The 21,398-nt window shown below is 72.8% G+C and carries 18 protein-coding genes and 2 pseudogenes; 12 read left to right on the plus strand and 8 right to left on the minus strand.

The genetic code is table 11. The features are described from left to right. Positions 1 to 23: 23 nt before the first annotated feature. Positions 24 to 647 (plus strand): LysE family translocator, encoded by a 624-nt coding sequence (locus LC193_RS19545; protein ID WP_226075950.1) that lies wholly within the window; start codon positions 24 to 26, stop codon positions 645 to 647. 73 nt (positions 648 to 720) lie between these two features. Next, positions 721 to 1,332 (plus strand): phosphoribosylanthranilate isomerase, encoded by a 612-nt coding sequence (locus LC193_RS19550; RefSeq protein ID WP_226075953.1) that lies wholly within the window; start codon positions 721 to 723, stop codon positions 1,330 to 1,332. A 518-nt stretch (positions 1,333 to 1,850) separates the two neighbouring features. Here the strand turns inward: LC193_RS19550 and LC193_RS19560 are convergent. Further along, positions 1,851 to 2,738, minus strand: a complete 888-nt coding sequence (locus tag LC193_RS19560; protein ID WP_226075956.1) for a glycine betaine ABC transporter substrate-binding protein — start codon at positions 2,736 to 2,738, stop codon at positions 1,851 to 1,853. A 118-nt stretch (positions 2,739 to 2,856) separates the two neighbouring features. Further along, entirely contained in the window at positions 2,857 to 3,846 is a 990-nt protein-coding gene (locus LC193_RS19565; protein ID WP_226075959.1) for a malate dehydrogenase, read from the minus strand. A gap of 246 nt (positions 3,847 to 4,092) precedes the next feature. On the opposite strand from LC193_RS19565, the gene trpS reads away from it, so the two are divergent. The 3 genes from trpS to LC193_RS19580 all read left to right on the plus strand — a co-directional run bounded on the left by trpS (position 4,093) and on the right by LC193_RS19580 (position 6,821). Beyond that, positions 4,093 to 5,109: a tryptophan--tRNA ligase gene (gene trpS, locus LC193_RS19570; protein ID WP_226075961.1), complete on the plus strand. Its 1,017-nt coding sequence runs from the start codon at positions 4,093 to 4,095 to the stop codon at positions 5,107 to 5,109. Between the two features lie 50 nt (positions 5,110 to 5,159). Then, positions 5,160 to 5,744, plus strand: coding sequence for a 2'-5' RNA ligase family protein (locus tag LC193_RS19575; RefSeq protein ID WP_226075962.1), 585 nt, complete (start codon positions 5,160 to 5,162; stop codon positions 5,742 to 5,744). A 117-nt stretch (positions 5,745 to 5,861) separates the two neighbouring features. Beyond that, a complete protein-coding gene (locus LC193_RS19580) occupies positions 5,862 to 6,821 on the plus strand; it encodes a YihY/virulence factor BrkB family protein (protein WP_404819443.1) in 960 nt (319 codons plus the stop codon). A 331-nt stretch (positions 6,822 to 7,152) separates the two neighbouring features. Here LC193_RS19580 and LC193_RS29215 read toward each other — a convergent pair. After that, positions 7,153 to 7,989: pseudogene (locus tag LC193_RS29215) on the minus strand (D-alanyl-D-alanine carboxypeptidase family protein); the annotation flags it as partial. 122 nt (positions 7,990 to 8,111) lie between these two features. Here LC193_RS29215 and LC193_RS19590 point away from each other — a divergent pair. The 4 genes from LC193_RS19590 to LC193_RS19605 all read left to right on the plus strand — a co-directional run bounded on the left by LC193_RS19590 (position 8,112) and on the right by LC193_RS19605 (position 12,530). After that, positions 8,112 to 9,467, plus strand: coding sequence for a metallophosphoesterase (locus LC193_RS19590; protein ID WP_226075964.1), 1,356 nt, complete (start codon positions 8,112 to 8,114; stop codon positions 9,465 to 9,467). A gap of 152 nt (positions 9,468 to 9,619) precedes the next feature. Then, complete coding sequence (locus tag LC193_RS19595; RefSeq protein ID WP_226075965.1) at positions 9,620 to 9,919, plus strand: carboxypeptidase-like regulatory domain-containing protein; 300 nt, start codon at positions 9,620 to 9,622, stop codon at positions 9,917 to 9,919. Positions 9,920 to 10,033: 114 nt separating this feature from the next. Further along, positions 10,034 to 11,671, plus strand: a complete 1,638-nt coding sequence (locus LC193_RS19600; RefSeq protein ID WP_226075966.1) for an ABC transporter substrate-binding protein — start codon at positions 10,034 to 10,036, stop codon at positions 11,669 to 11,671. 22 nt (positions 11,672 to 11,693) lie between these two features. Then, a complete protein-coding gene (locus LC193_RS19605) occupies positions 11,694 to 12,530 on the plus strand; it encodes a hypothetical protein (protein WP_226075968.1) in 837 nt (278 codons plus the stop codon). A 54-nt stretch (positions 12,531 to 12,584) separates the two neighbouring features. On the opposite strand, the gene LC193_RS19610 is transcribed toward LC193_RS19605, so the two are convergent. Continuing rightward, complete coding sequence (locus tag LC193_RS19610; RefSeq protein ID WP_226075971.1) at positions 12,585 to 13,952, minus strand: FAD-binding oxidoreductase; 1,368 nt, start codon at positions 13,950 to 13,952, stop codon at positions 12,585 to 12,587. A 63-nt stretch (positions 13,953 to 14,015) separates the two neighbouring features. Here LC193_RS19610 and LC193_RS19615 point away from each other — a divergent pair, with 63 nt between their 5' ends. After that, positions 14,016 to 14,771 (plus strand): SAM-dependent methyltransferase, encoded by a 756-nt coding sequence (locus LC193_RS19615; RefSeq protein ID WP_226075975.1) that lies wholly within the window; start codon positions 14,016 to 14,018, stop codon positions 14,769 to 14,771. A 54-nt stretch (positions 14,772 to 14,825) separates the two neighbouring features. Here LC193_RS19615 and LC193_RS19620 read toward each other — a convergent pair whose 3' ends face one another. The 4 genes from LC193_RS19620 to sdhC are packed head-to-tail and all read right to left on the minus strand — an operon-like array spanning position 14,826 to position 18,254. Next, a complete protein-coding gene (locus LC193_RS19620) occupies positions 14,826 to 15,599 on the minus strand; it encodes a succinate dehydrogenase iron-sulfur subunit (protein WP_226075979.1) in 774 nt (257 codons plus the stop codon). Then, positions 15,599 to 17,353, minus strand: a complete 1,755-nt coding sequence (gene sdhA, locus LC193_RS19625; RefSeq protein ID WP_226075981.1) for a succinate dehydrogenase flavoprotein subunit — start codon at positions 17,351 to 17,353, stop codon at positions 15,599 to 15,601. The genes LC193_RS19620 and sdhA overlap by 1 nt, the downstream gene beginning before the upstream one ends. 26 nt (positions 17,354 to 17,379) lie before the next feature. After that, the gene (locus tag LC193_RS19630) at positions 17,380 to 17,871 is read right to left on the minus strand and encodes a succinate dehydrogenase hydrophobic membrane anchor subunit (protein WP_404819546.1); all 492 of its coding nucleotides are present in this window, start codon (positions 17,869 to 17,871) and stop codon (positions 17,380 to 17,382) included. 2 nt (positions 17,872 to 17,873) lie between these two features. Continuing rightward, the gene (sdhC, locus tag LC193_RS19635; protein WP_086162084.1) at positions 17,874 to 18,254 is read right to left on the minus strand and encodes a succinate dehydrogenase, cytochrome b556 subunit; all 381 of its coding nucleotides are present in this window, start codon (positions 18,252 to 18,254) and stop codon (positions 17,874 to 17,876) included. A 177-nt stretch (positions 18,255 to 18,431) separates the two neighbouring features. Here sdhC and LC193_RS19640 point away from each other — a divergent pair, with 177 nt between their 5' ends. Together LC193_RS19640 and LC193_RS19645 are read left to right on the plus strand one after the other, a co-directional pair. Continuing rightward, positions 18,432 to 20,054, plus strand: coding sequence for a beta-N-acetylhexosaminidase (locus tag LC193_RS19640; RefSeq protein WP_226075987.1), 1,623 nt, complete (start codon positions 18,432 to 18,434; stop codon positions 20,052 to 20,054). Positions 20,055 to 20,331: 277 nt separating this feature from the next. Continuing rightward, a pseudogene (locus LC193_RS19645) lies at positions 20,332 to 20,889 on the plus strand (RNA polymerase sigma factor); the annotation flags it as partial. Between the last annotated feature and the right edge of the window lie 509 nt (positions 20,890 to 21,398).

Consider the following 21,398-nt stretch of genomic DNA (forward strand, 5'->3'; position numbering starts at 1 on the left):
GATCACCAAGGGAGCAGCCGTTCATGAGCGTTGAGTTTCTCATCACCGCATTCATCATCGTGGTTTCCCCGGGAACCGGCGCGGTGTACACCGTCGGCACCGGTCTGACGCGCGGGTTCCGCATGTCAGTTGTGGCCGCCTTCGGCTGCACTCTCGGTATCGTTCCGCATCTGGCCGCGGCGATCGCTGGACTTGCCGCCATCCTCCATACCAGCGCGCTGGCGTTCGAGAGCTTCAAGTGGGCCGGTGTCATCTACTTGCTCTTCCTCGCCTGGCAGACCCTGCGCGAGAAGGGGGCGATGAAGATCGAGACCGAGGGCGGGAGCCAGGCGGAGGAGAGGTCGGTCGTCCGAGTCATATGGACTGCGGTTCTGCTCAACTTCCTGAACCCGAAGCTGTCCATGTTCTTCCTGGCGTTCCTGCCTCAGTTCGTTCCGGCTGACAGCGGCAATTCGCTGCCGCACATGCTCGTGCTCTCGGCTGCTTTCATGATCATGACGTTCGTGGTGTTCGTGATCTACGGTGCCTTCGCCGCAGCCGTACGGGACCACGTCATCACTCGTCCGAAGGTACTGGCATGGATGCGCCGGACCTTCGCCGTTGCCTTCGTCGGGCTGGGCGTTCAGCTGGCCCTCGCCAGTCGCTGACCGCGACCCTCGCCGCTCACGCACCCGCCTCGGAAGAGGCCCGCGGAGCAGACAGATCCGTTGAGGTGGCTCTATGCGCAATCATCTGTTCATCAAGCTCTGCGGGCTCAAGACCGAAGAAGACGTGGACACGGCTGTCGAGGTCGGTGCCGACGCCATCGGCTTCATGTTCGCCGACAGCCCGCGGCGCGTGGACGCCGCCGCGGCCATGCGGCTCATCGAGCGCGTTCCGCCGGGTGTGATGACCGTCGGAGTCTTCCGCGATCAGCGAGTGGATCACATCCGCTCCCTGGCCGACATCACCGGATTCGGTGCGGTGCAGCTTCATGGCAATGAGGGGCAAGAGCACTTCGCCGCGCTCAGGGACGGGTCGTGGACGCTCATTCGAGGAGCGTCGTACCGTGAGCCTGTCCCGCGGTGCGGGCACATGGGCGAAGACATTCTGCTCATCGACGCGCCCACGCCAGGCGCCGGGGTCCCGTGGGACTGGACCCGAGAAGCCTTCCGCTCCCCCGGCGGCCAGTGGCTCCTGGCCGGCGGCCTCACACCGGACAACGTGGCCGAGGCGGTCGAGACCACCAGGCCCTGGGGGGTGGACGTGTCCAGTGGGATCGAAAGTGTCCGAGGGGTCAAAGACGCGGAACTGATCCGGGCCTTCGTCAAGGCCGCTCGCGCTCCTGCCTGAGCCCGAGGAGACGTCTCAACGCCTACGAGGCCCTCGGTCGCCTGCCGCCGGCGTACGAGCCCCGCGCCACCGGGCATATCACCGAGACGGTCCCGATGGTGCGCGGCCTCATCGAGCGCGGGCACGCCTACGAGGGCGACGGCACCGTCTAGTTCCGACGTACGGTCGCTGCCTCGACAGCCTCGTACGGCTCGTCCTCGCCCTGCGCGAGGCCGCGCGGGCCGCAAGGACCGGCCCGCCGCGGACGCCATCCGCGACCAGCTCGGCCAGTCCGGACCGGCCGACGAGGACGGTCCCCGGGGACCGCGCCGGACTCGGTCTGCTGCCCGGGACGTCGGTCGACCTGGTGAGGGGCGGTTTGCCGCCGGGGCGAAGCACCGGCTGGTGTTCGTCGGCCGTCTCCCGGCCACGCTCGCGCATCTCCGCCACGCCGCCACGCATGACGTCCCGGCCTGCTGGTTCGGCGCTGTTCTCGGCGTCCGCGTCGGCGGCCGACCGCCCTACTCACGGGGAAGGGCTCAGTCCTCCGCCAGCCAGGCCGCGACCCGGTCGGGGTGGTCGGTGACCCAGCGCTCGGCCGCCGCGGTCGGGGTCAGCCCCTCGGCCGCGATGAGCCGGGCGACCTCGTTCTGGTCCTCGGCGTCCCAGGAGAAGCGGCGGAGGAACTCGGCGGCCTCGCCGCCCTCGGCCGCGAAGTCGGCGTTGAGGTACTTGCGCAGTTCGACGCGGGGGTAGTAGCCGGGCAGGTCGACCTCGGCCAGCTCGACCTCGGCGGCCAGCCAGTGCGGCTCCCAGAAGTACGCGAGCACCGGCGCGCCGCCCCGCCCGGCCCGGTGTATCTCCTCGATCAGGGCCTCCTCGCTGCCGGCCGGGGCGGGCCGCAGGTCGAGGCCGAGGTCGGAGATGATCGTCTCGTCGTGGGTGGCGAACTGCGGGTCGCCCTGGACTATCCGGCCGCCCAGCCGGTCGGTGTACTCGTCCAGGTGGTGCCAGTCCGTGGCCTCGGGGTGCGCGTCGGCGAACGCGCCGGGTATGTACCAGCCGACGTGCCCGGTGATGCCGAGCGGGCCCGCGTCCACCACGCGGCCCTTGTGCGCGACATACAGCTCGGTGCGGTCGGGCAGGGCGCCCCAGTCCTCAAGGATCGCGTGGATCGCGCCGCCGCCCAGTGCCTCCCACGCCTCGCGCTGGTCCGACTCGACCCGCTCCACCGACACGCCCAGCTCGTTCTCCAGCACGTACGCGGCCACCGCGACGTTCGCCTGGCCGCCGGGCCAGTGCGGCATGGAGATGCGCACGACCGGCCCCTCGTCCCCGCCCACCGCCCCGGTGCCCAGGTCGCACGCACTCGTGGCGACCAGGCTGAGGACGCCAAGGCCGGCGAGCAGCGGATGACGTGTGGGCATGGGCGGGGTTCCTTCGACGATTCTGCGAGAACCTGCGGCGCGGGCGGAGGGCCGACGCACTGTGGCCCCGACAACGCGTGCGGGGGCCACAGGGCTGTGTCGGTACGCCGTCAGTGTTTCAGATCAGGCCGAGCGTGCGAACCGCTTCGCGCTCCTCGGTCAGCTCCGTGACGGAGGCGTCGATGCGGGTGCGCGAGAACTCGTTCACGTCCAGGCCCTGCACGATGCGGTACTCGCCGCCCGCGGTGGTGACGGGGAACGACGAGATGAGGCCCTCGGGCACGCCGTAGGAGCCGTCCGACGGCACGGCCATGGAGGTCCAGTCGCCGTCCGGGGTGCCGTTGACCCAGGTGTGGACGTGGTCGATCGCGGCGTTCGCGGCGGAGGCCGCGGAGGAGGCGCCGCGCGCCTCGATGATGGCCGCGCCGCGCTTGGCGACGGTGGGGATGAACTCGTTCGCGAGCCACTGCTCGTCGGCGACGGCCTCGGCGGCGTTCTTGCCCGCGACCTCGGCGTGGAAGATGTCCGGGTACTGGGTCGCCGAGTGGTTGCCCCAGATGGTCAGCCGCCGGATCTCGGAGACCGGGACCCCGGTCTTCTTGGAGAGCTGGGAGAGCGCGCGGTTGTGGTCCAGGCGCGTCATGGCGGTGAACCGCTCGGCCGGCACGTCGGGCGCCGCGGCGCGCGCGATCAGCGCGTTGGTGTTGGCCGGGTTGCCCACGACGAGGACCTTCACGTCGTCGGCGGCGTGGTCGTTGATGGCCTTGCCCTGCGGCTTGAAGATGCCGCCGTTGGCCTCAAGCAGGTCGCCGCGCTCCATGCCCTTGGTGCGGGGGCGGGCGCCGACGAGGAGCGCGACGTTGGCGCCGTCGAACGCGACGTTCGGGTCGTCGCTGATGTCGATGCCGGACAGCAGCGGGAACGCGCAGTCGTCCAGCTCCATGGCGGTGCCCTCGGCGGCGGACAGGGCCGGGGTGATTTCGAGCAGCCGCAGGCGCACGGGGGTGTCCGGGCCGAGCAGATGCCCGGAGGCGATGCGGAAGAGCAGCGCGTAGCCGATCTGGCCGGCCGCGCCGGTGACGGTGACGTTGACGGGTGTGCGGGGCATGTGGGGCCTTCCGGGTCAATGACGGCCGCTTCGCGGCCAGATTATCCCCAGCCCGTCCGCCCTGGAGCGGACGGGTGGGCGGCGGGCGCGGGCGCCGCCCGTGGCGGCCGGCCTCCCCGCCGGTTCCTGCTTCCTGTCTCGCTCTTACTATCGCGTCCACTATCTCGTCATCAAGATACCCGGCGGCCCGTCCCGGCCGCGGGCCGGGCGGGGTACGGGCCGCCGGCGACCTGAGACAATGGCGGCATGGCCTTGCGACGTTCCCGCGTACTCTCCGGAATCCAGCCCACCGCCGGCTCCTTCCACCTGGGCAACTACCTGGGCGCGGTGCGGCAGTGGGTGGCCCTCCAGGAGTCGCACGACGCCTTCTTCGCGGTCGTGGATTTGCACGCCATCACCATTCCGCAGGACCCGCGGGCGCTGCGCGAGGCCACGCGCCTGGCGGCGGCCCAGCTCCTCGGCGCGGGCCTGGACCCGGAGCGGTGCACGCTGTTCGTGCAGAGCCACGTGCCCGAGCACGCGCAGCTGGCCTGGGTGCTCAACGGTTTCACGGGCTTCGGCGAGGCCGCGCGCATGACGCAGTTCAAGGACAAGTCGGCCAAGCAGGGCACCGAGGGCACCACCGTCGGGCTGTTCACCTACCCGGTGCTCCAGGCCGCCGACATCCTGCTGTACCAGGCGGACGAGGTGCCCGTCGGCGAGGACCAGCGGCAGCACGTCGAGCTGACCAGGGACGTGGCCGCGCGGTTCAACGCGCGGCTCGGCGACACGTTCACCGTGCCCGCGCCCAGCATCCGCAAGGAGGGGGCGAAGATCTACGACCTCCAGGACCCGGCGGTCAAGATGAGCAAGTCGGCGTCCTCGCCCCGGGGCATCGTGTGGCTGATGGACGAGCCGAAGGCGTCGGGCAAGAAGTTCCGCAGCGCGGTCACCGACACCGGCACCGAGGTCAGGTACGACCCGGAGGGCAAGCCGGGCGTCAGCAACCTGCTGGTGATCTACTCCGCGCTCACCGGCATAGGTGTCGCGGAGCTGGAGGAGAAGTTCGCCGGCCGGCTGTACGGCGCGCTCAAGACGGAGCTGGCGGACGTCTTCGCCGAGTGGGTCGCCCCCTTCCGCGCCCGCACCGAGGAGTTCCTGAAGGACCCGGCGGAGCTCGACCGGGTCCTGGCCCTGGGCGCGGAGAAGGCGAGGGCGGTCGCCACGGCGACGCTGGCCGACGTCTACGGGAAGGTGGGCTTCCTGCCCGTGGGCCGGGGCTGAGCGGCACCCGGCGCAGCACACCGCACGGAGAGCACCGACAGGAGAGGGAATTGGCGGGGACCGTCACGCTCGGCGTGTCGATCGCGGTCCCGGAGCCGCACGGCAGCCGCCTGCAACGCTGCCGCCTCGGCTTCGGGGACGCCGCCGCGGCCGGCATCCCCACGCACGTCACCCTGCTGCCGCCGACCGAGGTCGAGGCCGCGGCGCGGCCGGCCGTCGAGGAGCACCTGACGGGCATCGCCGCGGCGGCGCGCCCGTTCCGGATGCGGCTGTACGGCACGGGCACCTTCCGCCCGCTGTCGCCCGTCGTGTTCGTGCAGGTGGTCGAGGGCGGTTCCGCCTGCGGCTGGCTCCAGGAGCGCGTCCGCGCGGCGGGCGGGCCGCTGGCGCGCGAGCTGCCGTTCCCCTACCACCCGCACGTGACCGTCGCGCACGGGATCGGCGAGGACGCGATGGACGCGGCGCAGGCGGAGCTCGCCGCGTACGAGGCGGCGTGGACCGTCACCGGGTTCTCGCTGTACGAGCAGGGCGCCGACGGCGCGTGGACGCCTCGCCGCGAGTTCCGGTTCGCGCCGTGCCCGCGGCAGCGGCGGCCCGCGTCCTCCGCGGCCGGCCGGGCCTCGGAGGCCGCGTAGCGGCGCCCGCTCGGGCGCCCCGCGGCGCGCGGCCCGGCGTGAGCGCGCGCGGCCCGGCGCCCGCGCCTTCCGGGACGCGGGGTGTCATTCCGGCCGCAGCGGGCACCCGGTTCCAGCGTGAGCGGCGCTTTGGACAGACTGACCCGGCTGCCGGGGATCGGGCCCGCGGTGGCCTGGTTCCTGCGCAGCCGTGCCTGGCACGTGTACGAACACCTCGACGAACGGAAGTGGACGCGGCTCGCCGCGGCGATCACGTTCACCAGCTTCGTCACCCTCTTCCCCCTCCTCGGGCTCGCCGCCGCGACCGGCGCCGCCCTGCTGACCGACGGGCAGCTGCGCGACATCGAGGAGTGGGCGTCCGACCAGGTGCCCGGCATCTCGGACCAGCTCGACCTCGGGTCCCTCTTCGAGCACGCGGGCACCATCGGCGTCGTCTCGCTCGCCCTGGTGCTGCCCACGGGCGCCGCGTGGGTGGACGCCCTGCGCAGCTGCCTGCGGGAGCTGTGGGACCTGGCGGACCCCGAGGACAACATCGTCGTGCGCCGACTGCGCGACGTGGGCGTGCTCGCCGGGCTCGGCGGGGTCACGCTGGTCTCGCTCGGCGTCTCCGCGCTCGGCATGAGCGCGGTGCACTGGGCGTCGGCGCGCACCGGCACGGCGTGGCCGTTCCAGCTGGCCGCCTACCTGCTGGCGATGGTCGTCACGTTCTTCCTGCTGACCTACCTGCTGGTGTGGCTGCCCGGCGTGCGCCCGCCGCGCGCCGACACCCTCGTGGCGTGCGCGATGGGCGCCGTCGGCTTCGAGCTGCTGAAGCAGCTGCTCGGCGGCTACCTGACCGAGGTGGCGACCAGGAACGTGTACGGCGCCTTCGGCGTGCCGGTCGCGCTCCTGGTCTGGATCAACCTGATGGCCAAGCTGCTGCTGGTGTGCTGCGCCTGGACGGCCACCGCCCTCACTCCGGCGGAGCGCCCCCGGGCGGACGCGATGGACGCGGAGCCCGGGCCGGAAGCGGCAGCGGATGGCGGCGGTGGAACAGCCACGCCGCCGCCGCGAGAACGGCGATCCCCGCCGCCGTGAACGCGACCACCGCGGGCCCGGCGCCGGCGCCGTCCCCGCCGGCCGCGCCCTGGAGCGCGACGCCGCCCGCGTTCTTGCCGTCGCCCGTGCCCGCGGCCGAGCCCTCGGGCTCCTCGCCGCCCGCCCGGCCGCCGCCGTCCGCGGCGCCTTCCGGCAGCGCGCTCAGCGGCGGCACCAGCTCGCCGACCGGCTCGATGCCGTCGGCCGCCGCGAAGCCCCAGTCGAGCAGCGCGGCGCTCTCGCGGTAGACGGCCAGGCTGTCGCCGCTGTCGGGATCCATGACGGTGACGAGCAGCACCCGGCCGTCCCGTTCCGCGACGCCGGTGAACGTGTAGCCCGCGGCGCTCGTGTAGCCGTTCTTGACCCCGGCGATGCCCTGGTAGCGGTCGAGTCCTGGGGCACCGACCAGCAGCCGGTTGGTGTTCTGGACCTCGTAGGTCTCGCGGTCCCCGCCCTCGCCCTCGCCGGGGAACTCGGCGTCCGGGGTGGCGGCGTAGGCGCGGAAGTCGGCGTTCTGGAGCCCGGAGCGGGCGATCAGGGTCAGGTCGTAGGCGGAGGAGAGCTGGCCCCTGGCGTCGTAGCCGTCCGGGTTCACCACGTGGGTGTCGGCGGCCTGCAACTCCTCGGCGCGGGCGTTCATCTCGGCGACGGTCGCCTCCTTGCCGCCGTTCATGGCGGTCAGCGCGTACACCGCGTCGTTGCCCGAGGCGAGGAAGACGCCGTGCCACAGGTCCTCGACGGTGTACGTGTGGTGGTCGGCGATGCCGACGGCGCTGCTGCCGGGCCCGAGGTCGGTGAAGTGCTCGGGCTCGGCCCGGTAGACCTCCTCCCGGCCGAACTTCGGCAGCAGGGTGTCGGCGAACAGCATCTTCAGCGTGCTGGCCGGGGGCAGGCGCTCGTGGGCGTCGTGGGCACCGAGCACCTCGCCGGTCTCGGCGTCGGCCACGAGCCACGACTCCGCGGTCAGGTCTTCGGGAACGGGGGGCACGTCACCGCCGGTGCGGGCCTGGGTGCCCGGCCTTCCGAGCAGTTCACCGCCGATGACGGGGGAGGTCCGCGGGTCCTCGGCGTGCGCGACGAGCGCGGGGGTGAGGAGTGCGGAGGCGACTATCGACACCACCAGGGCGCGAACGGGCGTCCGAAAAGAAGACGAGCGATTGAACGGCACACCGTGAACCTACCGTTGCCGCCGCGGAAGTGGACCGGGGGAACGGCCCAAACCGGTGAGGGCCCCGGGCATCCGGGGGACGGGCCCCACATACTGGCAGGGACCGACGAGAGAGGACGCTCATGGCCATCGCCGCCGTCATCACCATGCTGCTGCTCGTGGCGGTGGTCCACTGGTACCTGTACCGCCGCCTCGTACGGGACGTCTCGAAGCCGGGCGGCGCGTACCGGCGGATCGGCGCCTGCGTGCTCGTGCTCATGCCCGTGCTGGCCGTCCTGGCCGTCTCGGGCGGGGAGTTCGGGGTGCCGTTCGGGGTGCAGCAGGTCATCGGCTGGCCCGGGTTCTACTGGTACGCGGCGCTGCTGTACCTCACGCTGACCCTGCTGGTATCCGAGATCGTCCGCTTCGTCCTGCTGCGCCGCTTCCGGCGGGCCGCCGACCGTTCCGCCGCCCGGGTCCCGGGCCCGGCGCCCGCCCCCGCGCCGGAGCGGGAGCCGGAGCGCGCGCCGGAGCCCGCGGGCGCCGGGGGCGTTCCGGTCGCGGGGGCGCGGGCCGCGGACGCCGGCCCCGCCGCCGGGGCCGGCCGCCCGGCCGGGGCCGGGGCGGGGACGGGGGCGGGGGCCGAGGGGGCCGGCGAGCCGGAACGGGCGCTGCCCGAGCGCCGTCTCGTGCTCTCGCGCGGCATAGCGGTCGGCGCGGGCGTCGTGACCGCGGGGCTGCTCGGCTACGGCACCCGCGCGGCGCGGGACCTGACGACGAAGCACGTCACCGTTCCGCTGGCCAAGCTGCCGCGCGCGGGCCACGGCTACCGCATCGCCGTGGTCAGCGACATCCACCTGGGCCCGATCGCGGGCCGGTCCCACTGCCGGCGCGTGGTCGACGCGGTGAACGCCACGCAGCCCGACCTGATCGCCGTTGTCGGCGACCTGGTCGACGCGGAGGTGGACGACCTGCGGACGGCCGCTGCCCCGCTGCGCGAGCTGCGGGCGCGCGACGGCGCCTACTACGTCACGGGCAACCACGAGTACCGCGTCGGCCCGCACGCCTGGGTGGAGCACGTGGCCGAGCTGGGCCTGCGCCCGCTGGTGAACGCCAGGGACGAGCTGGCCCACTTCGACCTGGCCGGGGTGAACGACGCGGACGGCGAGGGCACCGAGTTCGGCGGGCCCGACTACGCGGCGGCGCTGGGCGACCGGGACGCGCGGCGGGCCACCGTGCTCATGGCGCACCAGCCGGTGCAGATCCACCGGGCGGTGGACCACGGGGTCGACCTCCAGCTGTCGGGGCACACGCACGGCGGGCAGATGTGGCCGGCCACCTACATCGCCGGGCTGGCCAACCCGACGCTCGCCGGTCTCGAACGCTACGGGGACACCCAGCTCTACGTCACGCGGGGAGCCGGCGCCTGGGGACCGCCGGTCCGCATCGGCGCCGACCCGGACATCACCGTCGTCCGGCTGGCCTCAGGGCAGGCCTGAGCACCGACCGGACGAAACATGTGATTGTCCAGTTTTCGTCTCAAGCTCTCCTCCGAGTCAACTATTCGCGCCACGCTGGTGTCTTGCATAACGACCAGGGAACAAACTGACAGCGTGACGGACACAGAGACGCGGTCGCGGAGGAGCGGGACATGGCGGACGAGACCGGGGCGGAGGCCCTCATCATCCGGGGCATGGTGCGCGACTCCCTGGGAGTCGCGCTGCCGCGGGCAGTGGTGACGCTTTCCGGAGCGGCCGGGGGGCGGCACCTGGTGAAGACGCGCAGCGCGGACGACGGCGGCTTCACCGTCATCGCGCCCACGCACGGAGAATACTTGCTGGCCGCGTTCTCGCCCCAACTGGGCAGCCAGAGCGTGGCGGTGCGGCTGGACGGGCGGCCCGTGGAAGTCGAGTTCCACATTGATGTGCCCGGCGTCGTCCCCGAGGTGTGACGGACCGGTCACGGCCCGAGTTGTGGCCCGTCCGTTGCCCCCTGCCTGCTGCGACGGTCATACCCCTGTGGTTGGCTGTGCCCGCATGAGTTCTTCCGAAGAGAGGCGCGGGGAGTGCGACGGACTCGGGCCAAGGGAGCCATAGGTATCGGGCTTGCCCTGGTTTTGGCCATCGGCGCGATCGGTGGCTGGATGTTCTTCCGGTCGGACGGCGACGAGCAGGAGCCGATCGTGGTGGGAAGCACCGCGACGCCCTCGATGCTCGACCCGGGCGGTGCGTTCGACGCGGGGGCCTCCGCCCTGATGAGCAACCTGTACCAGTCGTTGCTCACCTACGAGCCCGGCCAGGAGCAGCCCGTTCCGGACGCGGCCGAGTCGTGCGCGTTCACCGACAACCAGCTGACGGTGTACCGCTGCGAGCTGCGCGAGGGCCTGACGTTCAGCAACGGGCGCGAGATCGTCCCCGAGGACGTCAAGTTCTCCTTCGACCGCATCCTCGCCATGGCCGACCGGGCCGAGCGCGAGGACGCCGACGACAGCATCCCGGAGGAGGAGAAGTTCTCCTTCGCCGGGCCGGTCAGCCTCCTGGCGACGCTCGACACCGTGCGCGTCGACGGCCAGGACATCATCTTCGAGTTGAACAAGTCGGACGCCACGTTCCCCTTCATCGTGGCGAGCACCGCGGGCGCGATCGTCGACCGCGAGAACTACGAGGAGCTCGAACCCCGCACCGACGGCGAGGTCGACGGCTCGGGGCCCTACGTCCTCACCGACTTCGAGCCCGACCAGTACGCCGAGCTGGCGCCGAACCCGGACTACGACGGCGTCGCCGAGGTCTCCGAGTACCCGATCCGCGTCGAGTACTTCACCGAGACCGAGGACGCCTCGGCCGAGGAGATGCTCGCCCGCGCGTGGGAGAGCGGCGAGATCGACGTCAACGACGGCAAGATGCCGCCCGAGGTCATGGCGGAGCTGAGCCAGACCGCGCGCGACTACCGGTTCACCGAGTCGACGGGCGCCTCCATCCGCGTCCTCGGCTTCAACACCCGCGAGGACGCGCCGATGCACGACCAGGCGCTGCGCCAGGCCGCGGCGGCGGTGCTCGACCGCGAGGCCATCACCCGCAGGGTCCAGGAGAACACCGTCGAGGCGCTGTACTCGCTGATCCCCGTGGGCTTCACCGGGCACAGCACGCCCTACTACGACCGGTACATCGACGCGTCCCCCGACGCGCTCCGCGACGAGCTTGAGGCCGCGGGGCACGAGCTGCCGGTGCAGTTCGACCTGGCGTACTCGCGCGGCGCCGCCAACCACGCCGAGGCCGAGCTGATCGAACGGCAGCTTGAGGCGGACGGCCTGTTCGAGGTCGAGATCACGCACTACCCGTGGTCGGAGTTCGTGCCGGCCATCTACGGCCCGCAGCCCTACGACGCCTACATCATCGGCTGGCGCGCCGACTACCCGGACCCGGCCACGTTCGCCGACCAGCTCGTCGGCCCGGGTGACGGCCTCAACACCGGCTACACCAGCGACGCGATCGGCGAGCTGATCAACCAGACGCAGGCAGAGCCGGACCGGGCCCGCGCGGCGGACGCGTTCCGCGACATCGACGACCGCGCCAGCGAGGCCGCCTCGATCGTCCCGATCTGGCAGGACAAGCGGATCACCCTGAGCGCCCCCGACATCGCGGGCATCCAGCACCTTGGCTCCAACAGCGGCGTGTGGCGCCTGTGGGAGCTGCACCGGATCTGATCCGTGCGGCAGGATGCGGGGCATGGCACGCCTACGGCACACAATCGACCTGACGTCCGTCAGCCGCCGCCACGTCGAGCGCTCCGTCGACGTGGCGCACGGGGTCGTCGCACGGCTGCGCGCGGACGGTGGAACGCTCCGCGCACCCGACGGCAGGGCGGTCGAGGAGATCGCCCTGCGCTCCGGGGAGCACCTGCGGCCGGGCGCCAGATACGGGCTGGTCGACAGCGAGGGGCAGACCGTGGAGGCCGAGCTGCTGGCGTGGGACCGCGCCCGCGGCAGCGGGGTCAGGGTCGCCGCGGCCGAGCCGGCGCACCTGCTGCCCGAGAGCGGCAGGTCATCGAGCGCGCGGATGGCGTCCACGCTGTGGCTGCGCAGCGCGGAACGCCCCCGGCGCGTGGAACTGTCGCTCGACGGCGCGCTGGCCCGGCCGGACGGCCGGCGCCTGCGGCTGCGCTGGTTCACCCTCAGCGGCGTCCTCGACCTCGCCCGGTGGTGGGAGGCCGTCGAGGGGCCCGGGCAGCCGGGCCGCCCCGCGCTCGTCGTCCGCGCCCGGCACCCGATACTGCGCGCGGCCGTGCACGCCGGCCCGCGGCCAGGACCCGACGGCACGTGGCGGCTCGACGTGGTCGTGATGGTGCGCGGCCGGGGCCTGGCCCGGCCGGTGGCCGCCGTTCCGCTGCTGGTGACCCGGCGCATGATGCACCGCGCGCTGGGCCGGGCGCTCGCCCGCTTGGCGGAGGACTGGGAGCACAGGATCGTGCCCGGGTTCGAACGCGACCCCGAGGAGCTGAGCAGGCGGCTGCTCGACCACCTGTGCACGCCGCGCCCCGGGACGCCGCCGGCCGCGGAGGGCTGAGGGGCGGGCAGGGCCGAGGGGCGCGCGGCCCGTGCCGCCCCGGCCGGCGCGGCGCTACAGCACCTTTCCGGGGTTGAGGATGCCGAGCGGGTCGAAGACCTGCCGGATGGACCGCTGCAACTCAAGCCCCACCGGGCCGAGTTCGCGAGCCAGCCAGTCCCGCTTCAGTACCCCGACGCCGTGCTCGCCGGTGATCGTGCCGCCGAGCCGGAGGCCGAGCGCCATGATCGCGTCGAACGACGCCCTGGCCCGCCGCGACTCGTCCTCGTCGCGCGCGTCGAAGCACACGGTGGGGTGGGTGTTGCCGTCGCCCGCGTGCGCGCACACCCCGATGGTCAGCCCGTGCTCGGCGCCGATGGCGGCCACGCCGTCGAGCAGCTCGGCCAGCCTGCTGCGCGGCACGCACACGTCGTCGATCATCGTGGTGCCCTTCACCGCTTCGAGCGCGGGCAGCGCGGCGCGGCGGGCGGCGAGCAGCAGCTCCGACTCCGCCTCGTCCTCGGCCGGCACCACCTCCGTGGCGCCCGCCGCGCGGCACAGCTCGCCCACGGCCGCGAGCCCGGCCGGCGCGTCCTCGGTGTCGAACCCGGCGAGCAGCAGGGCCTGCGTGGACTCGGGCAGGCCCATCCGCGTCAGCCGGTTGACGGCCGCGATCGTCGTGGCGTCCATGAGTTCGAGCAGCGAGGGCGTGTGGCCCCCGGCCATGATGGCGGCCACCGCCTCGCCGGCCGCGGCGGCCGAGCCGAACTCCGCCGCGAGCACCAGCTGGCGCGGCGGCGCGGGCTTGAGCGCGAGCACGGCGCCCACCACGACGCCGAGGGTGCCCTCCGAGCCGACGAACAGGCGGGTCATGTCGTACCCGGCGACGCCCTTGGCCGTGCGCCGGCCCGTGCGCAGCAGCCTGCCGTCGGCGAGCACGACGTCGAGGCCGAGCACGTACTCCGCGGTCACCCCGTACTTCACGCAGCACAGGCCGCCCGAGCCGGTGCCGATGTTCCCGCCGATCGTGCACTGCTCCCAGCTCGATGGGTCGGGCGGGTAGGACAGGCCGTGCGCGGCCACCGCCTTGGACAGGGCCGCGTTCACCACGCCGGGCTCGACCACCGCGATCCGGTCGACCGGGTCGATCTCGATGATGCGGTCCATGCGGACGAGGGAGAGCACGACGCAGCCGTCGACCGCGTTCGCCCCGCCGGACAGCCCGGTCCGCGCGCCCTGCGGCACCACCGGCACCCGTTCGGCCGTCGCCGTGCGCATCACGTGCCGCACCTGCTCGACCGTGCGGGGCAGGACCACCGCGGCCGGGACGCCCGCGGGGCAGAAGCTGGCCATGTCGTGGGCGTAGGAGGCGGTGACGTCGCGGTCGGTGAGGACCGCGTCGGCGGGCAGGCCCGCGCGCAGCCGGGACAACAGATCGCTCATGTGATTCAGCCTGACACCGCGCCGGGCCGCTGGGAAGCCGCGGCGGGGTGCGAGGCTTGCGGTATGGAGAGGTATCAGAGGCATGTGATCACCCACGCCGGCCATCCCGTGGCCGCCCCGCTGGCGGACGCGTCGGTGGACGCGGTGCTCGGCGCGGCGCTCGCCCACGTGGGCGGGGACGGCGGGCGCCTGCTCGACCTCGGCTGCGGCGAGGCGGCGTGGCCGCTGCGCGCGCTGGCCGCGCGGCCTTCGGCGCGGGCCGTGGGCGTGGACGTCAACGGCGAGGCGCTGGCCGCCGCGGCGCGCGCGGCCGAAGAGGCCGGCGTCGCCGGGCGCCTGACGCTGCACGAGGCGGCGGTCGCCGACTACACGGCGGACGAGCCGTTCGACGCGGTGCTGTGCGTCGGCAGCACGCACGCCTTCGGCGGGCTGCTCGCCGCGCTGACCGCGGCGCGCGCCCACCTGGCGCCCGGCGGCTGCGTCGTGGTCGGCGAGGGGTTCTGGGAACGGCCCCCCACGCCCGCGGCGCTGGCCGCGCTCGACGCGGCCCCCGAGGACTACGCCGACCTGGGCAACACCGTCGAGCTGGTGCTGACCGACGGCTGGGCGCCGGTGTTCGGCCACACCTCATCGCTCGCGGAGTGGGACGACTACGAGTGGCGCTGGACGGGCAACCTGACCCGCTGGGTCCTCGACCACGCCGACCACCCGGGCGCCGCCGAGGCGCTGGAGACGGCCACCGCGCACCGCGCGGGCTGGCTCGGCGGCTACCGCGGCGTGCTCGGCTTCGTCACGCTGGTGCTGCGCGCCGCGCGCTGAGGGCCGCGCGGCACGCGCCCCCGCCGCGCGCCGGTTACCGGGGGCGCGCGCCGGTCAGAAGCGCCGTGTGATCAGCGCCTGCTTGACCTCCTGGATGGCCTTGGTGACCTGGATGCCGCGCGGGCAGGCGTCCGTGCAGTTGAAGATCGTGCGGCAACGCCACACGCCGTCCCGGTCGTTCAGGATCTCAAGGCGCTGCTCGCCGCCCTCGTCGCGCGAGTCGAAGATGAAGCGGTGCGCGTTCACGATGGCGGCCGGGCCGAAGTACTGCCCGTCGTTCCAGAACACCGGGCACGAGGAGGTGCAGGCGGCGCACAGGATGCACTTGGTGGTGTCGTCGAAGCGCTCGCGGTCGCCCGGCGACTGAAGGCGCTCGCGCGTGGGCTCGTTCCCCGTGGTCACCAGGAACGGCATCATGTCCCGGTACGCCTGGAAGAACGGCTCCATGTCGACGATGAGGTCCTTCAGGACCGTCATGCCCTTCATCGGCTCGATGAGGACCGGCCGCGCCTTCGCGCCCTTCCTCAGGTCCGCGATGTCCTTGATGAGCACCTTGCAGGCCAGGCGGTTCTTGCCGTTGATCCGCATGGCGTCGGAGCCGCAGATGCCGTGCGCGCACGAGCGGCGGAACGTCAGGCTGCCGTCGTGCTCCCACTTGATCGTGTGCAGGGCGTCCAGCACGCGGTCCTTGGGGTCGATCTCCAGCTCGAAGTCCTCCCAGTAGGCGTCCACCGCCCGCTCCGGGTCGAACCGCCTGATGCGGAAGGTCACCTTGACCAGGTGTCCGCTCCCGCCCGCGGGCTTCTTCTCCAACGTCGGCGTTGCCATCAGTACGTACGCTCCTGCGGCTGGTAGCGGGTGATGACCACCGGCTTGTAGTCCAGCCGGATCGACTCGTTGCCCTCGGCGTCCCGCTCGCGGTACGCCATGGTGTGCCGCATGAAGTTGACGTCGTCGCGGTTCGGGTAGTCCTCGCGGTAGTGCCCGCCGCGCGACTCCTTGCGGGCCAGCGCGGAGACCACGAGCACCTCGGCGAGTTCGAGCAGGTTGCCGAGTTCGAGGGCTTCGAGCAGGTCGGTGTTGTAGCGGCGGCCCTTGTCCTGCACCGACACGTTCCGGTAGCGCCGGCGCAGCGCCGTGATGTCCTCCAGCGCTTCCTTCAGCGTCTGCTCGGTGCGGAAGACCATCGCGTTCCTGTCCATGGTCTCCTGGAGCGCGCGGCGGATGTCCGTCACCCGCTCGCTCCCGGTCGAGTCCCGCATGCGCGCGACCTCGTCGGCCACGAACCGCGCGGGCTCGGGCGGGAGTTCGACGAGGTCGGCGCCGGCCGCGTACTCCGCCGCGGCGATGCCGGCCCGGCGGCCGAACACGTTGATGTCGAGCAGCGAGTTGGTGCCGAGCCGGTTCGCGCCGTGCACCGAGACGCACGCCACCTCGCCGGCCGCGTACAGCCCCGGCACGACCTGGGTGTTGTCGGCCAGCACCTCGCCCAGCACGTTCGTCGGGATGCCGCCCATGGCGTAGTGCGCGGTGGGCTGGATCGGGACCGGGTCGGTGTACGGCTCGATCCCGAGGTAGGTGCGGGCGAACTCGGTGATGTCCGGCAGTTTCGCGTCCAGCTGCTCGGGCGGCAGGTGGGTGAGGTCGAGGTGGACGTGGTCGCCGTCGGGCCCGCAGCCGCGGCCCTCGCGGATCTCGGTGTAGATGGCACGCGACACGACGTCGCGCGAGGCCAGGTCCTTCATCACCGGCGCGTACTTCTCCATGAAGCGCTCGCCGTCCTTGTTCCGCAGGATGCCGCCCTCGCCGCGGGCGCCCTCGGTGAGCAGGATGCCCATCTTCCAGATGCCGGTCGGGTGGAACTGGAAGAACTCCATGTCCTCAAGCGGGAGGCCGCGCCGGAAGGCCGCGGCCTGCCCGTCGCCCGTCAGGGTGTGCGCGTTCGAACTGACCTTGTAGAACTTGCCGTTGCCGCCCGAGGCGAACACCACGGCCTTCGCCCTGAAGACGTGCAGCTCGCCGGTGGCCAGCTCGTAGGCCACCACGCCCGCGGTGCTGCGCACCCCGCCCACGTCGTTGAGCAGCAGGTCGAGCACGTAGAACTCGTTGAAGAACTCCACGCCCTCCTTCACGCAGTTCTGGTACAGCGTCTGGAGGATCATGTGCCCGGTGCGGTCGGCCGCGTAGCAGGACCGGCGCACGGGCGCCTCGCCGTGGTTGCGGCTGTGGCCGCCGAACCGGCGCTGGTCGATGCGGCCCTCGGCCGTCCGGTTGAACGGCAGCCCCATCTTCTCCAGGTCGAGGACGGAGTCGATGGCCTCCTTGGCCAGGATCTCGGCGGCGTCCTGGTCGACGAGGTAGTCGCCGCCCTTGACGGTGTCGAAGGTGTGCCACTCCCAGTTGTCGTCCTCGACGTTGGCGAGCGCGGCGGCCATGCCGCCCTGCGCGGCGCCGGTGTGGGAGCGGGTCGGGTACAGCTTGGTCAGGACCGCGGTCCTGCTGCGCCTGGTCGCCTCGATGGCCGCGCGCATCCCGGCGCCGCCGGCGCCGACGATGACGGTGTCGTACGTGTGGATCTGCATGGCTCTGGTCGAATCCCCGGTGTCCGTCAGCCGATGTTCGGGTCGAAGGTGAAGATCACCAGCGTGCCCAGCAGCACGGTGAACACCGTGGCCGTGTACAGGAGCATCTTCAGCCAGAAGCGCGTGGTGTCGCGCTGCGCGTAGTCGTTGATGATCGTCCGCAGCCCGAGCCCGCCGTGCAGCATCGCGAGCCACAGCATGATCAGGTCCCACGCCTGCCAGAACGGCGAGGCCCAGCGGCCCGCCACGAAGGCGAAGCTGATCTTGCTGACGCCGCCGTCGAGGACGAGCTGGATCATCAGGTGGGTGATGACGAGCACCACCAGCAGGATCCCGGAGACCCGCATGAACACCCAGCCGTACATCTCGAAGTTGGTACGGGTGGCGCGCGGGGTGCGGCCGGTGCGGGCGCGCGGCGGCTCGATGAGGGGCGCGGGGTGGTCGGGACTGGGGCGGCCGGGGCCGCCCGACGGCGCGCCGGCGCCCGTGTCCGCCTGGGCGTTCGCCTGAGGGGTCATCATCAGCTCCCGAACAGTTCGCGGGCCGCGTGCCCGAGCACCGGGTAGGCGGCGCCGGCCATCAGCACGGCCCAGACGCCGACCACCGTCCACAGCATCTGCCGCTGGTAGCGCGCGCCCCTGGACCAGAAGTCGACCGCGATGACCCGCAGCCCGTTCAGCGCGTGGAACAGGACGGCCGCGACGAGGCCGTACTCCAGCACGGCGACCAGCGGCATCTTGTACAGCGCGATGGTGTCGTCGTACGCCTCGGGCGAGACGCGGACGAGGGCGGTGTCCAGCACATGGACGAACAGGAAGAAGAAAACGAGGACACCGGTGACGCGGTGCGCCACCCATGACCACATGCCTTCCCGGCCGCGGTACAACGTTCCTGCCGGCACGGAAGAACCCTTCACACGACGCTCGGTGGGCCGCTGGCCCGGCCGGATGCGAACCACCGGCCGCCGTCATGCTAGCGGCGGCCGGCCCCCCTGCCCGCCCGGGGGCTCGGGCGCGGAGCAAACGGTCGGGCACATCATCCGTTTGCGGCGTTCCGGCGGGCCGCTACCGTCGAAGGTATGCAACGTGCGCCATGGCGAATATTCGCACTGGCCGCGGCTGTGCTGGTGATCACCGTGGCAGCGGTGGTCGCGGTGGTACAGCGGACCGACGACGCGACGGTCACCGAGCGTCCCGGAGCGGCCGGCCGGCAAGCGGCCACCTCCCATCTCCCTGCCACTGATCCCGCCCCGTCCGCCCTGCCCACCGGTCCTTCGGGGGCACCGTCCGCCATCCCCTCCGTCCGCTCCTTCGACGAGGCTTCCGGGCCCGGCTGGGCGCCCGCGGACTCCACCCGGGTGATAGCCGACCCCGAGGGCCCGCTGGCCGACGAGGCCGACCGGCTCGCGCGCGAGCTGGACGCGGGCCGTGCCGCCGACGGAACGCGCGCCGGTGACGTCGAACTCGTACTCGACCCGGACGCGGACACCGGTGCGGAGGGGTACTCCCTCGTCACCCGGGACCGCCGGGTCACCGTCACGGGAAGCACCGAGGCCGGTGTCTTCTACGGCACCAGGACCGTCAGGCAGTCCGTCGCCGACCGCGGCGGCCTCGCGAACGGGACCGTCGAGGACCGCCCCGACCGGCCGCAGCGCGGATTGATGCTCGACATCGCGCGCAAGCACTTCCCCGCCGACTGGATCGAGGACCGGCTGCGGGAAATGGCGGAACTGAAACTCAACCAGCTCCAACTGCACTTCAGCGACGACCAGGGCTTCCGCGTCGCCAGCGAGTCCCACCCCGAGGTCGTCTCCGACACCCACCTCAGCAAGGACGAGGTGCGCGGCATCATCGACCTCGCGGAGTCGCTGCACATCACCGTGATCCCCGAGATCGACTCGCCCGGCCACCTCGGCGCCGTGCTCGCCGCCCACCCCGACCTCCAGCTGACGCGCGCGGACGGCAGCCCGGTGGACGGCGCCATCGACATCGCCGACCCGGCCGCGGCCGACATCGTCGACGACCTGATCCGCGAGTACGCGGACCTGTTCCCCGGCCGCTGGCTGCACCTGGGCGGTGACGAGTACGCCGCGGTGACCGCCGAGGACCCCGAGGCGGCCCATCCCGGGCTCGCCGAGGCGGCACGGGACGCGCACGGCGAGGACGCCGGCGTGCGGGATCTGGCCACCGCGTGGCTCAACGACCGGGCGGAGACCGCGCGCGAGGCCGGCAAGGTGCCGCAGGTGTGGAACGACGGGATGCACCGCGGCGGCGTCGTGGCCCCCGACCAGGACCGGCAGGTCACCTACTGGACCGGGCGCGAACTGGGCGCCCGCGAGCCCGAGGAGTACCTGGAGGGCGGCTGGCAGCTCGTCAACCTCAACTCCGAGTACCTCTACTACGTCCTGGGCGAGCCCAACGAGTTCACCTATCCGACCGGCGAACGCATCTACCGGGAGTGGACGCCCGACGTGCTGCGCGGCGACCGCCCGGTGCCGGGCGACCTCGCCGGCGCCCGGCACGTGCCGGGCGGGCGGCTGGCCGTGTGGTGCGACCTCGCCGACGCGCAGACCCCCGAGCAGGTGGCCGACGGCATCAGGCTGCCGCTCGCCGCGGTGGCGCAGAAGCTGTGGAACCCGGACGAGCCCGGCGCGAGCTGGGAGGAGTTCACCCGACTGGCGCAACGGGTCGCGCCCGCCTGAGCGGGGCGGCCGGCCGGCCCGCGCGGGCCGGCCGGATCGCGAACAGCCGGGGCCGCCACCCCCCACAGGAGAGACCCCGGCTGCCGCCGGACGAAAGCCTGGCCGGGCTCGCGTCCGCATCCTCTACAGCGTCCGGTCCGGCCATAGTGTTACCGAGCGGATACGTCCGGATGCGCCATGGACTCAGCCGTCCGGGACGCGTAGCGTTCGGACACCAGAGACTCACAGTTACCAGCTCTGAGGAGACTGCGGCGACCAGGCCGCAAAGGGGGCGGGAGTGCAGGGGGCAGACAGGGACCTGACCGCGGCGGTGCACGCGGCTCAGGAAGGGGACGAAACCGCGTTCGGTGCCGTCTTCAAGGCGGTTCATCCGCGGCTGCTCGGCTACGTGCGCACCATCGTCGCGGAACCGGACGTGGAGGACGTCACGGCGGAGGCATGGCTGCACATATCGCGTGACCTCGGGCGCTTCAGCGGTGACGCCGACCGTTTCCGCGGCTGGACCGCGCGCATCGCGCGGAACCGGGCGCTCGATCACCTGCGGGCGCGCGGCCGGCGCCCGCAGGAGACCCGTGCGGACGAGACGGTGCTCGCCGACGTCCCGTCGTCGGCCGACACGGCGGAGGAGGCCATCGCCTCCCTCGCCACCACCCGGGCCTTCGCCCTGGTGCGCGAGCTGCCGCAGGAGCAGGCCGAGGCGGTGGTGTTACGCACCCTGTTCGGCCTCGACTCGCGCCGCGCGGCCTCGGTGCTCGGCTGCCGGCCCGGCGCGGTGCGCACGGCGAACCACCGCGGACTGCGCAGGCTGGCGCAGCTCGTCGACCTGGCGGACGACTGAGGCGCCGGGCGAGTTCCCCGGGGGTGTAACGGAAATGGAGGCTACGGCGCAGTAAGAAGCAGGCCGACTGGTCACCGGCCTACGGGGCAGTCCCGAGGTCCCCCCCGTACCTCAGGGAGCCCCAGGCGCGGGCGGGGCGGCTTTCCCCCTAGCCCCGCCCGCGCACCAGCCGCCGGTCCGCGGCGGCCCGCGCGGGCCCGCGCCCGCCGCCCGCAGGGCGGCCGGCCCTTCGCGTTCCGCGCCGCTCCACCCGCCCGTGGCCCGTGCGTCCGCTCCGGCGCCCTCCGCGCCGCGGCGGCCGTCGAGAGCGTTCCTCGTCCTCCGAGCGGCCTGCGCGCCTGCCGAGCGGCCTGCGCCGCGTGGGGGACCGCTCCTGTGACGTTCCCTACCTCCCCGCCCGGGCCCGCGCGCCCGCGGCCTGTCACGTGAAGTGGCGGAACGGGTACGCTTCGTGTCGCGTGGTGGGCATGCGGACGCGGCCCGCCGTTCCGATGGACGCCTTGTCA

Origin of the sequence: Streptomyces marincola (genome assembly GCF_020410765.1) — a bacterium.
Classification (GTDB): Bacteria; Actinomycetota; Actinomycetes; order Streptomycetales; family Streptomycetaceae; genus Streptomyces; species Streptomyces marincola.

Excerpts from the sequence above, each read along its gene's own strand:
- trpS (WP_226075961.1), top strand. The coding sequence starts at position 4,093 with ATGGCCTTGCGACGTTCCCGCGTACTCTCCGGAATCCAGCCCACCGCC.
- LC193_RS19565 (WP_226075959.1), bottom strand. The coding sequence starts at position 3,846 with ATGCCCCGCACACCCGTCAACGTCACCGTCACCGGCGCGGCCGGCCAG.
- LC193_RS19595 (WP_226075965.1), top strand. The coding sequence starts at position 9,620 with ATGGCGGACGAGACCGGGGCGGAGGCCCTCATCATCCGGGGCATGGTG.
- LC193_RS19550 (WP_226075953.1), top strand. The coding sequence starts at position 721 with ATGCGCAATCATCTGTTCATCAAGCTCTGCGGGCTCAAGACCGAAGAA.
- LC193_RS19615 (WP_226075975.1), top strand. The coding sequence starts at position 14,016 with ATGGAGAGGTATCAGAGGCATGTGATCACCCACGCCGGCCATCCCGTG.
- LC193_RS19590 (WP_226075964.1), top strand. The coding sequence starts at position 8,112 with ATGGCCATCGCCGCCGTCATCACCATGCTGCTGCTCGTGGCGGTGGTC.
- LC193_RS19545 (WP_226075950.1), top strand. The coding sequence starts at position 24 with ATGAGCGTTGAGTTTCTCATCACCGCATTCATCATCGTGGTTTCCCCG.
- LC193_RS19560 (WP_226075956.1), bottom strand. The coding sequence starts at position 2,738 with ATGCCCACACGTCATCCGCTGCTCGCCGGCCTTGGCGTCCTCAGCCTG.
- sdhA (WP_226075981.1), bottom strand. The coding sequence starts at position 17,353 with ATGCAGATCCACACGTACGACACCGTCATCGTCGGCGCCGGCGGCGCC.
- LC193_RS19630 (WP_404819546.1), bottom strand. The coding sequence starts at position 17,871 with ATGACCCCTCAGGCGAACGCCCAGGCGGACACGGGCGCCGGCGCGCCG.
- LC193_RS19640 (WP_226075987.1), top strand. The coding sequence starts at position 18,432 with ATGCAACGTGCGCCATGGCGAATATTCGCACTGGCCGCGGCTGTGCTG.
- LC193_RS19620 (WP_226075979.1), bottom strand. The coding sequence starts at position 15,599 with ATGGCAACGCCGACGTTGGAGAAGAAGCCCGCGGGCGGGAGCGGACAC.
- LC193_RS19610 (WP_226075971.1), bottom strand. The coding sequence starts at position 13,952 with ATGAGCGATCTGTTGTCCCGGCTGCGCGCGGGCCTGCCCGCCGACGCG.
- LC193_RS19605 (WP_226075968.1), top strand. The coding sequence starts at position 11,694 with ATGGCACGCCTACGGCACACAATCGACCTGACGTCCGTCAGCCGCCGC.